The sequence below is a fragment of the Faecalibacterium sp. 7 genome (assembly GCF_049562865.1).
In the GTDB taxonomy this organism is placed as follows: Bacteria; Bacillota; Clostridia; order Oscillospirales; family Ruminococcaceae; genus Faecalibacterium; species Faecalibacterium wellingii.
Genome location: NZ_CP186911.1, coordinates 373,226 through 386,881 on the forward strand (window position 1 = coordinate 373,226; position 13,656 = coordinate 386,881).

Here is a 13,656-nt window from a genome sequence, read left to right on the forward strand (position 1 = left end):
GCAATATGACCTACACCCAAGCCCAGATCGACAAAGCCAATGCGGTGGATCTGGAAAAATTTCTCCGGGCACAGGGCGAAACGCTGGTGCGCAGCGGAAAAGAATACCGCTGGAAAGCCCACGACAGCCTGACCGTCTGCGGAAACAAATGGTTCCGGCACAGCCAGAGCAAGGGCGGTTTCCCGGTGGATTTCGTGATGGAATTTTACGGAAAGTCCTTCCCCGAAGCGGTGCAGATGCTGACCGGAGAGCCGGGCGAAGCCCAGCCGGAGGCTGACCCCGCCCCCTCTCCGGCGTTTCGTCTGCCGCTGAGGAACGTCACCAACGCCAACATTCTGAATTATCTGACAAAGGAGCGGAAACTCAGCCCCTCGCTGGTGAACTTCTTTATCGCTACCGGAGATATTTATGAGGACGCCGCCCACCACAACGTGGTCTTTGTGGGGCGGGATGCGGATGGGCATCCCCGCTACGCAAGCAGCCGTGGGATTCGGGAAAAGTTTCGGCAGGATGCAGCCGGCGCAGAAAAGGTGTTTGGCTTTGCCCATCGCGGCACCGACAAACAGTTGCTGGTCTTTGAAGCTCCCATCGACCTGCTGTCCTTCATCGAACTGTTCCCGAAAAACTGGCAGCAGCATAATTATCTGTCGCTGGGCGGCGTGTCGGCAAGGGCATTGCAGCAGTTTCTCTCGGAACGCCCGGACGTAGAGCGGGTGTTTCTCTGTCTGGATGCCGACAAAGCCGGAGAGAATGCCTGCAAGCGGCTGGCGGGGCTGCTGCCGGACACCGTGAGCGTGACCCGCATCCAGCCCTGCATGAAGGACTGGAACGATGTTCTGGCGCACCGGGCAGAGATTCCGAACCGCAATTATTTTAAAAGCATCGTGCTGAAAGAGCCGTTAAAACCGGAAACGGTGAAGATTATCCGCATGAGCGACGTGGAGCTGACCCCGGTGGAATGGCTTTGGAAGCCATATCTTCCTTTTGGAAAGCTCAGTGTGCTGCAAGGAAATCCGGGCGAGGGCAAGACCTACTTTGCCATGCACCTTGCCGCTGCCTGCACCAACGGAAAGCTGCTGCCCAACATGGAGCGCATGGAACCCTTCAACGTGATCTACCAGACCGCAGAGGACGGTCTGGGCGATACGGTCAAGCCCCGCCTGATCGAAGCCGGTGCAGACCTTGACCGGGTGCTGGTCATTGATGACAGCGATGTGCAGCTGACGCTCTCCGATGAACGAATTGAAAAAGCCATTGTCGAGAACAACGCCCGACTGGTCATCATCGACCCGATTCAGGCATATCTCGGTGCCGACGTGGACATGAACAGGGCGAACGAAGTCCGGCCCATCTTCATGCGGCTGGGACAGGTAGCGCAGCGAACAGGCTGCGCTATTTTGCTGATTGGACACCTGAATAAAGCCGCCGGAATGCAGAGCTTGCAGCGGGGCCTCGGCTCCATCGACATTGCTGCCGCCGTCCGCAGCGTCATGTTCATCGGCAAGCTGAAGCACGACCCCACCATGCGCATCCTGACCCACGAGAAAAGTTCTCTTGCCCCGCCGGGAGCGTCACTGGCGTTCTCTCTGGGGGACGAGGGCGGCTTCCACTGGGTCGGCGAGTACGACATTACCGCAGACGAGATGCTGTCCGGCATTGAGCCGCAGCGGGAAACCAAGACCCAGCAAGCCAAAGACCTAATCTGCGCCCTGCTTGCCGGAGGAAAGCAGGTGCTCAGCGAGGACATCGACAAGGCGGCGCTGGAAAGGGGCATCCCCGGCAGAACCGTCCGGGATGCCAAGCGTGAACTGGGCGATGCCCTGAAAAGCAAGATCGTGGAAGGCCGCAAAAAGGTCTTTTGGATGGAATAAACCATTTGACTGGCAGAAAACTTTGGCTGGCAAGAAAATCATGGTACACCCACAGTTGCCAGTCTGCCAGCCAAATTGGGAAAATGACGATTTAAGGAGAAATTGAATGGAGAATCAGAATTCGAGTTATTCGGTACAGATTGGCAAGACCACCTTTATTGTGTGTGTGAAGCAGTCCGAAACTGCCAAAAAGCCGATTGAAAAGATGTTCAAGGATATGTGCAGACATGAGGTCACAAGGGGCTTCCTTGCGGACAACCTGATGAATTTAGAAAAATTACCGAAAACCTCTTGACGAAGTCCAGCCCGAAGGCGCTGACCCCGCAGGGACGCCAGAGTGTAAAAAAGCTGATGAACCACTATGGCGGCAAAAGCGCCATGCCCTATGTGGGAGCCCCAAAGGATTTTGACCGGATCGCAAAGGAGTTCCATGTGGACTACGCTTTCCATAAAGTGAGCCCCGGTCATTACCTACTGTTTTTCAAAGCCAATCAGGCGGACGCTATCACGGCGGCCTTCCAGAAGTACAGCGCAAAGGTGCTGAACAAAGAGCAGGACAAGGCTTCCATCCTCGGCCAGCTTCGGAAATTCACGGAGCAGATCAGGACGCAGGCAAAGGAAAAGCAGCGGACCAGAGAGGCGGTGAAGGACGGACGTTGAGTGACAAGATTAGAAAATATGTGCTCCCAAACCTGCCGTACCTCTTTGTGTTCTGGTTCTTCTCCAAAATCGGGACGGCCTACCGGATCGCCCCCGGCACAGACTTCGGGACAAAGCTCATGGGGATGCTCGATACCTTCCCCAAAGCCTTTGAAACCTACTGGCCGGGGCTTGGCGGTATTGACCTGCTGGTGGGCCTTGCCGGTGCGGCTGGGGTGTATCTGCTGATACAGTCAAAGATCAGGCAGGCGAAAAAATTCCGGCGGGATGCAGAGTACGGCACCGCCCGCTTTGGAACAAAGGAGGATATAAAGCCGTTTGTAGACCCTAAATTTCAGAACAATGTCATTCTGACCGGGACGGAGTTCCTGACCATGAACACCCGTCCGAAAATACCCGCCAATGCCCGGAACCTAAACGCCTGTGTCATCGGCTCGTCCGGTTCGGGTAAGACAAGGTTCTGGCTGACCCCGCAGCTTCTTCAAGCTCATTCCTCGTATGTGGTGGTAGACCCGAAGGGCGGCACCCTCGATCAGTGCGGGCGGTTCCTGCAACGGGAGAAATACAGGGTGCGGGTGTTCAACAGTATCGACTTTTCAAAATCCATGCACTACAATCCGCTGGCCTATATCAAGACGGAAAGCGATGTTTTGAAATTCGTTACTGCTCTGATCGCCAACACCAAAGGCGACGGCAAGGAGGGCGACGAGTTCTGGACTAAAGCTGAAACCCTCTTGTACTGCGCCCTTGTGGCCTACATCGTCTTTGAGGGGCCGGAGGAAGAACGCAACATGAATACGCTGGTGGAAATGATAAACAGCATGGAAGTCCGGGAGGATGACGAAACCTTCAAAAATGCGGTGGACTATATGTTTGACGGGTTGGAACGTCGCAGCCCCCAGCACTTCGCCGTGAGGCAGTATAAGAAATACAAGCTCGCCAGCGGTGTAATAAGATGAAAGAGACTTTTTAGTACCTTAACAGATTAAAGATTCTCTTTGAGCTTATTACTTTTGGCTCAAATACAGAGGAAAGGAGCAGAACATGAGTAGTGAGAAAATAATTGTATTATATGAACGATTAAGCCGAGAGGATGAGAACCTTGGGGAGTCGTACAGTATATCAAATCAAAAGAAGCTGCTGGAAGATTATTGCAGAGAAAAAGGGTGGACCAGGTTCAGGCACTTCACTGATGATGGTATATCCGGCACAACCTTTGACAGACCATCCTTTAAGGCTATGATACAGCTTGTGGAAGATGGAGAAGTGGAAACCATTATTCTAAAGGATATGAGCCGGTTAGGGCGGGATTATCTTGTGGTAGGTCAGCTCCGGGAGTTCTTTCGCAAAAAGGGAGTTCGTCTGATTGCAATTAACGATAATCATGACAGTTACAATGGAGATGACGATTTCCTTGTATTCAGGGATGTTATGAATGAAATGTATGCCAAGGATATCAGCAAAAAGATAAAATCCACATTCAAATCCAAGGGAAAATCCGGAAAGCATGTGGCAAGTGTTACACCATACGGATACCTGAAAGATGAAAATGACGGAAACCATTGGATTGTGGATGAAGAAGCTTCCGAAATTGTGAGGCTGATATTCAAATGGACTATTGATGGGCTGGGTCCTTATCAGATAGCAAAACTTCTGCAGGAGAAAAAAGTGGAAATACCGGCAGTGCATATGGCACGCTTCGGGCAGGGGAATAACAGAAACAAGAAAGTGAAAGACCCTTATGGATGGGGTTCTTCTACAGTAGTCGGGATATTGAAGAAAAGGGAATACTTAGGTCACACGGTCAATTTTAAAACACAGAAGCATTTTAAGGATATAGACCATGCGGTTACACCGGATGTGCTAGCTAAGGTATCAGCAGAGTTCTTTGACGAGTTCAATAAAAGATATGGCTCCCACATTCATATATTGGACTGGGCACTGCACCTGGATGAGGCAACCCCGCATATTCATGAGAGGCATGTATTTGACGCAAAAAACAAATATGGAGAATTATGTCCCCAGCAGGATAAGGCACTGGAAGAGCTTGGCTTTGAACTGCCTGACCCAGCAAAAAAGAAAGGGAAATACAATAACCGGAAAATGAACTTTGATGCAGAATGCAGAAAATTGTTTTTGGAGATAGCACAGAGAAACGGAGTGCAGGTGGAGTGTGAGCCGGTTTATGGTGGTGCAGGCTATCTTGAAAAGCAGGACTTTATAATTGAAAATCAGAAAAAGCGAATTGCAGAGAAGCAGGCAGTTCTGGATGAGATTACCATGAGAGTTTTGGATATGGAGAATTTTGTGGAACAGGTAGCTGAGGATCCGCATATTGTCCTTGTAGCGGATGACCAGACTCTGGGCTTTGTCAATCAGGGGCGTTTTGGTCAGCCCTGCACCGATGACGAACATGGCTACGAACATGACCACGTTCGTGTTGATGAAGCCGCCAAAGGCCTCGGCAGGGGTCTTGATGCCGGTGAGGATCAGCGCCAGAATGATGCCGGTAGAAATGACCGAGAACGGGACTTTACCGGATACAAAGGCGATGATCGTTACAAGCAGGATGACCAGTGTGATCTCCAATGGGCTCATTTGGGTTGTCCTCCTGTGGATTACTTCCACCTTGCAGATGCAAAGCAGGGATTTGTTATACTTTTGTCGAAAAACACAATTTTCCAAAGGATCTTTATATAAGGTGTGTAGAACAAAAAGAACGGCCAAGATCTTCTTTGTCTGCATTTTTTTCGTGCACATATTTGACCGCAAATAGCAACACCCCGGATGTTGATATGGCAGACAGCATCCGGGGTGTTTTGCGGAGAAGCAGGATAAACAGGGTAATGAAGATAGGAGTAAATGATAAGAAGTCTGTTGGATCTGTGAAAGCAAATATGGTTGTTAGAATTAACGTGATAGTGAGTTCATTTTAGGAGAAGAAGCTTTTGATGGATGGTTGCTCTCCGCAGGGTATAGGCAACGCTGGCTTCGCAGTTGGATCTTATTTGATGAAGCCAACGTGCTTGCAAATTTCCTCGACGGCCTTATCCTTGCGCTGATTGAAGATGACCTTGTTCTCTTCGAACAGGTTGCGGCCCTCAGCGTCGATGGAAACGATCAGGGGGCCAAACTCGTTAACGTGGCAGTGCCACAGAGTTTCCGGCATACCGAGGTCACGCCACTGGGCCTCGACGATCTCCTCCACCTCGGTGGCAGCCACAACGGCGTTACCGGCAGGGAAAACACAGTGGATGGCACCGAACTCCTTGCAGGCGCGCTCGGTGTTGGGGCCCATGCCGCCCTTGCCCACGATGACGCGGACACCGGACTTCTGCACGAACTCATACTCGAACTTTTCCATACGCATGGAGGTGGTGGGGCCCACAGACACCATCTCGAACTTGTCGTCCTCCAGAGGGCGAATGATGGGGCCGGCGTGGAAAATGGCAGCGTCCTTGACATCCACAGGCAGCGGGCGGCCCTCTTCCACGAGGCGGCGGTGCGCCACGTCACGGCAGGTGGTCAGGTCGCCGTTCAGGTAAACGACATCACCGATATGGATGTCCTTCAGGTCCTCTGCGGAGACCGGAGTAGTAAGGATCTTCTTTCCGTCTTTAATGGTCAGCATTACAAAGTCACCCCCGAATGAGTATCAATGGTGTAGTTCAGATCTTTATCAAAAATGATGTGGCCGCGGCGATGGCTCCAGCAGCCCACGTTGACGGCAACGCCGATGGCAGAAGGATGGCGGGCAGTGTTCTCAATGTGCACGCCCATGACGGAGTACTTGCCGCCCATGCCCTGAGGACCAAGGCCGATGGAGTTGATGCCGTCCTCCAGCAGCTTCTCCATATAGGCTGCGCGCTCGTTCTCGTTGTGGCTGCCCAGAGGACGCATCAGAGCCTTCTTGGACAGCAGAGCGGCGGTCTCAACAGAGGTGGCAACGCCCACGCCCACCAGCAGCGGAGGGCAGGCATTGATGCCGTAGCTGGTCATGACATCCATGACGAACTTGGTCACACCTTCGTAACCTGCACCGGGCATCAGAACCATGGCCTTGCCCGGCAGGGTGCAGCCGCCGCCTGCCATATAAGCGTAGATCTCACACTTGTCGCTGTTCGGGATGATATCCCACCACACGGTGGGAGTGCCCTTGCCCACGTTCAAACCGGTGTTGAACTCATCGAAGGTCTCAACACTGTTGTGGCGCAGAGGTGCTTCAAAGGTAGACTTGACCACAGCCTCCTTCAGCAGACCCTCCACCTCACCGATGAGGGGGAAGTCCACGCCGCACTTTACCCAGAACTGCAGCACACCGGTGTCTTGGCAGCTGGGGCGGTTCAGCTCCTTGGCCAGCTTCTGGTTGCGCTTCATAGTCTCGTAGATGACCTTGGACAGAGGAGCATCCTCCTGTGCGCCCAGCTCATCCAGCTTTTTGATGATGTCGTCCGGCAGCACCTTGGCGATATGGCTCACAAAGTTGGCCATATAGGTCGTCATCTGCTGCACCTGTTCCTGTTTGTTCATTCCATTTCCTCCTTGAATGATTTGGCTTTGGTACATTTGTGCGTTTGCTTCACTTATTCAACGCTCTGCCCGTATTACTGCGGGAAGAACGGAAATGCGATGGGAAGGATCACCATGCTGACAACCGTTGCGATGAGGATGAGGGGCAGGCCAGCCTTGGCATAATCCTTGAAGGTGTAACCGCCGGCAGAAACCACCATGGTGTTGGCGGGCATACCGATGGGCGTTGCGTAAGCGCAGGAGCCGCCGATGACACAAGCCATCAGGACTGCGCGGGGGTCGGCACCCATGCCCTGTGCGATGCTCAGGCAGATGGGAACCATCAGGGCGGTAGTAGCAGTGTTGGACATGAAGTTGGTCATGACGCAGCAGAGCAGGAAAACCACCAGAGTCAGGACGTAGGGAGAGGGATTCTCGCCCAGAGCACCAATGACGATGTTTGCAATCTCTGCGCCTGCCCCGGTCTTATCCAGTGCAGAGGCCAGAGACAGCGTACCACCGAAGAGGAAGATGGTCTTGAGGTCGATGGACTTCAGGGCGTCTTTCTCGGAGATGACACCGGTGAGGATCAGAGCCAGCGCACCGATACAGCCGGTGATGTTGAGCTTGATTCCGATCTGCTTTTCAAAGATTATGCCCAGCAGGGTGAGCACGAGGATGACAAGGGAGAGCACCTGTTTCCACTTGGGAACATTGCTGAAGTCCTGCTCGCCGCTGAAGGAGTCATCATCGGAGACGGGGTGGTTGGGCAGCAGCTTCATGCCAAGGGTGGCGTAGAAGAGGATGCCGGCGGCGAGGATGGGCAGGCCCACGATAGCGTACTCGAAGAAGCCGAAGGACATCCCGATCTCACCCAGAGCACTCTGGGCGATGAGGTTGCCCGGTGCGCCGATGAGGGAAAGGTTGCCGCCCATGGCCGCTGCAAATACCAGCGGCATCAGCAGCTTGGAGCGGGCATAGCCGGACTTTGCCGCAATGCCGATGACCACGGGGATCAGGACGGCGGCGGTACCGGTGTTGGAAAGGAAGCCGCTCATCAGGCCAACGATGACCATGATGGCCACGATGAGGCTGCGCTCGGATCTGGCAAAGTGGGTAACAATGCCGCCGATCTTGTTGGCCATGCCTGTTTCAAACAGCGCACCGCCAACGATGAACATGGCGACAAATAGGATGACGTTGCTGTCGATGAAGCCCGCAAAAGCGGTCTTGACATCCAGCACGCCGGCGACGACCAGACCGATACAGACGATCATGGACGTTACGCCGAGGGGGATCTTCTCAAACACGAACATGACGACCGCGAAGAGAAGAAAGAGTAGGGTGATAGTTGCGGCTGACATACCGGGGGTCCTCCTTTAATGAAATATAATGTATCCATTTCATCAGAGCAAAACAGCCCTGACTTTCGGAACGCCCCAGCTGCACCTCGTTGTGCAGAGTCTTTGCCGCCGTGCTGTGCCCTCACAGCCCTTTTTTGTTCTGGAAGGATCTGCCCGGAACCTTAGAATTCCGGGAATCTCGGCAGCGTCTTTTTAAATTTTTATATCCAATCTTTGATAATGTATCCACTTGACGACACGAGAATACACCCGAAACAGAGATTTGTCAATCCCTTTTTTCGAGTTTTGTCGCATTGCACGGATTATGTACCAATTTTTGTGCACGCCAGACAAACAGTAGGATACAAGAAAATCTCCCTCCGCCGCCTTCTGCAAAAAACACGCGATCTCCAAAGCAGATGGAGAACGCACGTTTTTCCTTCTTTTATTCCAGCCGCTTTTTGAAATACCCCTCGGCACAGTAAATGGCACCGCAGGGATTATGTGCCAGAACGCGATCCTTGGCCACCAGCGTTGTGACCATGGCATCCGAATACTTATAAAACATCGAGTCGTGTCCCACACAAAGTCCGACCTCAATGTTGAACTCGGTGTGCTGTTCGTTCAGAAGCTTTGCCTGTGCGATGGGGTTGCACATGGCCTCAAATTCGCCGGGGTGGATCTTGACCTCTTCCGGGATGCCCACTTCTTCCTTGGAGATGCCACCGGTCTTGCAGATGACCGACACCACCTCAAACCCCTGCGCACGGAGCAGGTCGGCCACGATGCGGGCTTCCTTCCGCAGACCTTTGCAGAATGCAAGACCCAGCTTGTGGTAGCCCATCCGCTTGCAGAACTCCACCGTCTCCTTCAGGCGGGGCCATTGACAGTAGCCAAGCCCCTCAATGGCCGAGCAGTTGACATAGAAATCGTGATTCTCAGGCAAATCATAGCCGGCGCGGGCGGCCTCCATCACCGAAGCATTCCGCATAGGGCAGTTTTTGGGCATCTTTTCCGGCTCGTTGTTGGCGCAGGCCAGAACCGTACAGTTCGCACAGGTATACACTGTCTTGTCCTCCCTGATCTTATAAATAATAGGTCAGCGCATCGTCCATACTGCGCAGGATGTGTTTTTCCATTTCAGCCCGCGCGGCCATCGCATCCCGTGCTTCCAGCGCTGCATAGATCTTTTTATGCTCGCTCTGGGAGTTGAGGGCATAGTCCAACTCGCTCATCTCCACGCCAATGGACAGGCCGTTCCACAGCTCCGAGAGAAGATTGCGCATTTTTTCATTGCCGGAAGCTTCCCAGATCTCAAAATGGAAGGACTGGTTGTAGTCAGTATAATTTCCGGCCTGCTGAAGAGAAAGAGCCTCCTCAGCAGTATCCACGCAGTTTTTGATCTTGGACAGGTCAGCGTTGTTCTGGCAGCAGAGCATACACGCCGTCCCTTCCAAGGCAGCGCGCAGCTGGTAGTGCTCCCGAATCGTTTTTTCCGTTACGCCCAACACAATGGCGCACTTGTTTTGCTTGACTTCCAGCAGACCGTCACGGGCAAGGATCTGAAAGGCCTCCCGCACCGGCGTGACCGACACGCCCAGTTCCTGTGCGGTGTTTTCCAGCGTGAGTTCTGCACCCTCCGGGATGCTTTTTGAGATAATGGCTTTCCGCAAAGCGGAAGCTACCCGCTCGCGGGCAGGCAGCAGCTTAATGGGTTTCAGTCCCAGCATATTGACTCCTTATCGTTAAAATCAGATGCAGTAGTTCTTCTTCATAGGCGTTCCATGCATCCGGCACATCAGGGGAGCCCTGACGGTCCAGCATCAGCAGGCGGGCAAGCCGGTCGTTCACCGGCGCAGGACGTGCGCTCACGGCAAAGGCAATGTAGGTCTCCTGAATGCTCTCCAGCAGCTTGCGATGCAGCGGATAGGGCAGGACGGTCCGCAGGGTACGGTGCTGCAGCATCTCGCCGCCTGCCAACATCGCATCCTGCGGCAGCGCACGCATAGCCTGCCGTTCCAACTGAGCCCCCAATGCCAGAATTTGGCGCAGTGTCTCTTCGGTCAAATCTGCCGCTTTTATCCGATTGTTGGGCAGGCGGATGATAAGACCCTGATATTCAAGGATCATCAAGGCCTCCCGCACCGGCATCCGAGAGACACCGAGACTCTCTGCCAATTCGTTCTGGGTCATTTCAGTGCCCGCCGGGATCTGCCCAGATAAAATGGCCTGCTGCAGGGCTTCCACCACACCGCCGTTTTTCTTCTGGATGCCGATATATTCCATAGAGTCCTCCGTGCAAATGTCTTTTTTATATTGTATCCAATTTTACAATAAAAAGCAAGACTTCCTTTATGACAAACAAAAATACCCGGCAGATTCTTTATGAAAAATCTGCCGGATATAGACCGGATGCCCTTGGGGCGTTCCATTCTGAAAAATTGCAGGGCAAATGCAAGCTGTGTTAACTGTTATGTAACCTTGTCAATCAATCTTCCATTCTTCCATGGTCGCAGCCAAGCGACAGGTAGTGCTCAATCTCCCCTCTCAGCACAAGCTGTACATACTCCAAGGGATTGTTGTACAGCAGCCAGTCCAGTTCTGTCCGTTGTGCCGGGGTGTTGCCGTACTCGTCTTCGATGGCGATGCAGTCGATGGCAAGGGTGGTGCCACCCTCGAACCGGGCTTCCACCCGGTTGGTGTCCATGTTGTAGCGGCAGGAAAGCAGTTTGTTCATAAGAAAGCCTCCATGTTTTTCACATTTACTTCTTCTGCGGTGGAAAGTTCTGGCTGTCCGTTTGCAAATACATAAAGCCACTTCTTGACGCAGCCCTTTGCAGGTCTACACCCATCCACCACACGCCCGATTCTTACACCAAACGCGAACTTGTCGGGGCGAGGCCCCTCCATCTTGCTTGCGCAAGACCGTTCGGTCGCTTAAAAGCCCCACTGGGGCTTTCATTGCTCCACTTCGCTGCGCAAACGCGAACAACGCTCTTTTTGCTCTGCACAAAATCCTGCATCGTTTGGCGTAAAATTGGCGTATGGCGTAGTTTTTACTGGAAATCCATCAAAAGAAAAAGCCTGAAACTTCTCGGTACATCAAGAAGTTTCAGGCTTTGCTTCGCTTAAATTGGAAATTTACTGTTCAATCGGCTTCATCGTGGGGAACAGCAGCACATCGCGGATGGAGGCGCTGTCGGTGAGCAGCATCACCAGACGGTCCACGCCGAAGCCCAGACCGCCCGTGGGGGGCAGGCCGTACTCCAGCGCGTTCACGTAGTCGTAGTCCACCTGTGCCTTGCAGTCGGGCTCGATGGCCTTGCGCTCGGCTACCTGACGCTCGAAGCGGCCCTTCTGGTCGATGGGGTCGTTCAGCTCGCTGAAGGCGTTGCCGTACTCGGTGCAGTCGATGAAATACTCAAAGCGCTCGGTGAAGGCGGGGTCGTCCGGCTTGCGCTTTGCCAGCGGGCTGATCTCCACGGGGTAGTCGTAGATGAAGGTGGGCTGGATCAGCTTGTCCTCCACAAAGGCGTCGAAGAACTCGGCCAGAATGGCACCCTTGGTGGGCACCTCGGGCAGCTCCACGTGGTGCTCCTTGGCGGCGGCGATGGCGTCCTCGTCAGACTTCCAGTCGTTGAAGTCCACGCCGGAATACTTCTTCACGGCTTCCACCATGGTCAGGCGCTCCCAGTGGCCCATGTCGATCTGCTTGCCCTGATAGGGGATGACCATGCTACCGCAGATCTTCTGGGCAAGGCGCTTGTACAGCTCCTCCACCAGATCCATCATGCCGTGGAAATCGGTGAAGGCCTGATACAGCTCGATGCTGGTGAACTCCGGGTTGTGCTTGGGGTCCATGCCCTCGTTGCGGAAGATGCGGCCCACCTCGTACACGCGGTCCATGCCGCCCACGATCAGACGCTTGAGGTACAGCTCGGTCTCGATGCGCAGCACCATGTCCATGTTCAGGCTGTTGTGATGGGTGTAGAAGGGGCGTGCGGATGCGCCGATCTCAAAGGGGGTCAGGATGGGGGTGTCCACCTCCAGGAAGCCCTTCTCGTCCAGATAGGCGCGGATCTCCTTCAGGATCTGGCTGCGCTTCACGAAGGTGTCCTTCACCTCGGGGTTGGCGATCAGGTCCACATAGCGCTGACGGTAGCGCATCTCGGTGTCGGTCAGGCCGTGGAACTTCTCGGGCAGGGGGCGCAGGCTCTTGGCCAGCAGGGTCAGCTCAGTGGCACGGACGCTCAGCTCGCCGGTCTTGGTGCGGAACACCTCGCCCTTCACGCCGATGATGTCGCCCACGTCCAGCTTCTTGAAGGCGGCGTAGGACTCCTCGCCCAGCTCGTCGCGGCGGACGTACAGCTGGATGTCGCCCTTATCGTCCCGCAGGTGGGCAAAGCTTGCCTTGCCCATCACGCGCTTGGACATCATGCGGCCTGCCAGCGCCACGGTCTTGCCGCTGTCGGTCTCGTTGGGCAGGGCGGCAAACTCTTCCTTCAGGTCGGCAGAATAGGCGTCCTGCGGATACTTGGTCAGGGTAAAGGGGTCGTGGCCTGCAGCCTGCAGGTCAGCCAGCTTCTGGCGGCGCACCTGCACCTGCTCGCTCTCGGACAGGCCCTGTGCGGGGTTCTTCTTTTGCTCTTCCATGATTACTCCTACTTAGTTTGCTGCGTGAGAAATGCGCAGCACAGTGTACTCCACCGTGTGGCCGGTGGGCAGCAGAACTTCGGTCTTGGCACCCACGGCCTTGTTCAGCAGGGCGTGGCCCACGGGGCTCTCATCGCTGATTTTGCCGTTCAGGGGGTCGGCCTCGGTGCGGCCCACGATATCGTATTCTTCGGTCTCGTCCTCACCGGTCATCCGGATGACCACATGGGTGCCCACAGACACGCTGTCCACACTCAGCTCGCTCTCATCAATGACGACAGCGTTCTTGATCATCTGCTCCAGCTCGGTGATGCGGTTCTCCACCAGACCCTGGGTGTTCTTGGCCTCGTCGTACTCGCTGTTCTCGGACAGGTCGCCGTGGCTGCGTGCTTCCTTGATCTCTTCAGCCAGCTCCTTGCGGCGGACCGTTTTGAGGTATTCCAGTTCCTCCTGCATTGCCTTCAGACCGGCGGCGGACATCTTGATCTCTTGTGCCATTTTGAGAATCTCTCCTTGTCTATTTGTTTTGCACAGCCGCAAAGCCGCACAATAATGCCATTTTGACTACATTATTATAATAGCAAGCCGGGTCTTTGTCAACAAAAAAGGCGGTGCTGGGG

The 13,656-nt window shown here is 54.2% G+C and carries 13 protein-coding genes and 2 pseudogenes; 5 read left to right on the forward strand and 10 right to left on the reverse strand.

Annotation, left to right across the window (positions count from 1 at the left end):
• The first annotated feature begins 5 nt into the window (after positions 1-5).
• The 5 genes and pseudogenes from ACKXF7_RS01985 to ACKXF7_RS02005 all read left to right on the forward strand — a co-directional run.
• Positions 6-1,871, forward strand: coding sequence for an AAA family ATPase (locus tag ACKXF7_RS01985; protein ID WP_423741990.1), 1,866 nt, complete (start codon positions 6-8; stop codon positions 1,869-1,871).
• Between the two features lie 106 nt (positions 1,872-1,977).
• On the forward strand, positions 1,978-2,166 hold the full coding sequence (locus ACKXF7_RS01990; protein WP_098924812.1) for a transposon-encoded TnpW family protein: 189 nt from the start codon (positions 1,978-1,980) through the stop codon (positions 2,164-2,166).
• Positions 2,148-2,531 carry a PcfB family protein gene (locus ACKXF7_RS01995; protein ID WP_423742599.1) on the forward strand — a complete coding sequence of 128 codons (384 nt, stop codon included), beginning with the start codon at positions 2,148-2,150 and terminating at the stop codon, positions 2,529-2,531. The genes ACKXF7_RS01990 and ACKXF7_RS01995 overlap by 19 nt, the downstream gene beginning before the upstream one ends.
• Positions 2,528-3,478 (forward strand): annotated as a pseudogene (locus ACKXF7_RS02000) (type IV secretory system conjugative DNA transfer family protein); the annotation flags it as partial. The gene ACKXF7_RS01995 and the pseudogene ACKXF7_RS02000, both read left to right, overlap by 4 nt.
• Before the next feature lie 97 nt (positions 3,479-3,575).
• A pseudogene (locus tag ACKXF7_RS02005) lies at positions 3,576-4,391 on the forward strand (recombinase family protein); the annotation flags it as partial.
• Positions 4,392-4,544: 153 nt separating this feature from the next.
• Here the strand turns inward: ACKXF7_RS02005 and ACKXF7_RS02010 are convergent.
• The 10 genes from ACKXF7_RS02010 to greA all read right to left on the reverse strand — a co-directional run bounded on the left by ACKXF7_RS02010 (position 4,545) and on the right by greA (position 13,534).
• Positions 4,545-5,291: an SLC13 family permease gene (locus tag ACKXF7_RS02010; protein WP_423742600.1), complete on the reverse strand. Its 747-nt coding sequence runs from the start codon at positions 5,289-5,291 to the stop codon at positions 4,545-4,547.
• A 244-nt stretch (positions 5,292-5,535) separates the two neighbouring features.
• Positions 5,536-6,162 carry a L(+)-tartrate dehydratase subunit beta gene (ttdB, locus tag ACKXF7_RS02015; RefSeq protein ID WP_005940583.1) on the reverse strand — a complete coding sequence of 209 codons (627 nt, stop codon included), beginning with the start codon at positions 6,160-6,162 and terminating at the stop codon, positions 5,536-5,538.
• Complete coding sequence (gene ttdA, locus ACKXF7_RS02020) at positions 6,162-7,061, reverse strand: L(+)-tartrate dehydratase subunit alpha (protein ID WP_044953528.1); 900 nt, start codon at positions 7,059-7,061, stop codon at positions 6,162-6,164. The genes ttdB and ttdA overlap by 1 nt, the downstream gene beginning before the upstream one ends.
• Positions 7,062-7,135: 74 nt before the next feature.
• A complete protein-coding gene (locus ACKXF7_RS02025) occupies positions 7,136-8,404 on the reverse strand; it encodes an SLC13 family permease (RefSeq protein ID WP_423741991.1) in 1,269 nt (422 codons plus the stop codon).
• A 424-nt stretch (positions 8,405-8,828) separates the two neighbouring features.
• Positions 8,829-9,449, reverse strand: a complete 621-nt coding sequence (locus tag ACKXF7_RS02030; protein ID WP_112144378.1) for a DUF1847 domain-containing protein — start codon at positions 9,447-9,449, stop codon at positions 8,829-8,831.
• A 19-nt stretch (positions 9,450-9,468) separates the two neighbouring features.
• The gene (locus ACKXF7_RS02035) at positions 9,469-10,113 is read right to left on the reverse strand and encodes a GntR family transcriptional regulator (RefSeq protein ID WP_005940691.1); all 645 of its coding nucleotides are present in this window, start codon (positions 10,111-10,113) and stop codon (positions 9,469-9,471) included.
• Positions 10,091-10,669 carry a GntR family transcriptional regulator gene (locus ACKXF7_RS02040; RefSeq protein ID WP_423741992.1) on the reverse strand — a complete coding sequence of 193 codons (579 nt, stop codon included), beginning with the start codon at positions 10,667-10,669 and terminating at the stop codon, positions 10,091-10,093. The genes ACKXF7_RS02035 and ACKXF7_RS02040 overlap by 23 nt, the downstream gene beginning before the upstream one ends.
• 202 nt (positions 10,670-10,871) lie before the next feature.
• Positions 10,872-11,120 carry a DUF6061 family protein gene (locus tag ACKXF7_RS02045; protein WP_423741993.1) on the reverse strand — a complete coding sequence of 83 codons (249 nt, stop codon included), beginning with the start codon at positions 11,118-11,120 and terminating at the stop codon, positions 10,872-10,874.
• A gap of 404 nt (positions 11,121-11,524) precedes the next feature.
• Positions 11,525-13,036, reverse strand: a complete 1,512-nt coding sequence (gene lysS / locus ACKXF7_RS02050; protein ID WP_423741994.1) for a lysine--tRNA ligase — start codon at positions 13,034-13,036, stop codon at positions 11,525-11,527.
• A 12-nt stretch (positions 13,037-13,048) separates the two neighbouring features.
• Positions 13,049-13,534, reverse strand: coding sequence for a transcription elongation factor GreA (greA, locus tag ACKXF7_RS02055; RefSeq protein ID WP_348584565.1), 486 nt, complete (start codon positions 13,532-13,534; stop codon positions 13,049-13,051).
• Between the last annotated feature and the right edge of the window lie 122 nt (positions 13,535-13,656).

What these genes read in the sequence shown, in the direction of transcription:
- ACKXF7_RS02025 (WP_423741991.1), bottom strand. Translation starts at nt 8,404, where the DNA reads ATGTCAGCCGCAACTATCACCCTACTCTTTCTTCTCTTCGCGGTCGTC.
- ACKXF7_RS02010 (WP_423742600.1), bottom strand. Translation starts at nt 5,291, where the DNA reads ATGTGCACGAAAAAAATGCAGACAAAGAAGATCTTGGCCGTTCTTTTT.
- ACKXF7_RS02035 (WP_005940691.1), bottom strand. Translation starts at nt 10,113, where the DNA reads ATGCTGGGACTGAAACCCATTAAGCTGCTGCCTGCCCGCGAGCGGGTA.
- ttdB (WP_005940583.1), bottom strand. Translation starts at nt 6,162, where the DNA reads ATGCTGACCATTAAAGACGGAAAGAAGATCCTTACTACTCCGGTCTCC.
- lysS (WP_423741994.1), bottom strand. Translation starts at nt 13,036, where the DNA reads ATGGAAGAGCAAAAGAAGAACCCCGCACAGGGCCTGTCCGAGAGCGAG.
- ttdA (WP_044953528.1), bottom strand. Translation starts at nt 7,061, where the DNA reads ATGAACAAACAGGAACAGGTGCAGCAGATGACGACCTATATGGCCAAC.
- ACKXF7_RS01985 (WP_423741990.1), top strand. Translation starts at nt 6, where the DNA reads ATGACCTACACCCAAGCCCAGATCGACAAAGCCAATGCGGTGGATCTG.
- ACKXF7_RS01990 (WP_098924812.1), top strand. Translation starts at nt 1,978, where the DNA reads ATGGAGAATCAGAATTCGAGTTATTCGGTACAGATTGGCAAGACCACC.
- ACKXF7_RS02040 (WP_423741992.1), bottom strand. Translation starts at nt 10,669, where the DNA reads ATGGAATATATCGGCATCCAGAAGAAAAACGGCGGTGTGGTGGAAGCC.
- ACKXF7_RS02045 (WP_423741993.1), bottom strand. Translation starts at nt 11,120, where the DNA reads ATGAACAAACTGCTTTCCTGCCGCTACAACATGGACACCAACCGGGTG.
- greA (WP_348584565.1), bottom strand. Translation starts at nt 13,534, where the DNA reads ATGGCACAAGAGATCAAGATGTCCGCCGCCGGTCTGAAGGCAATGCAG.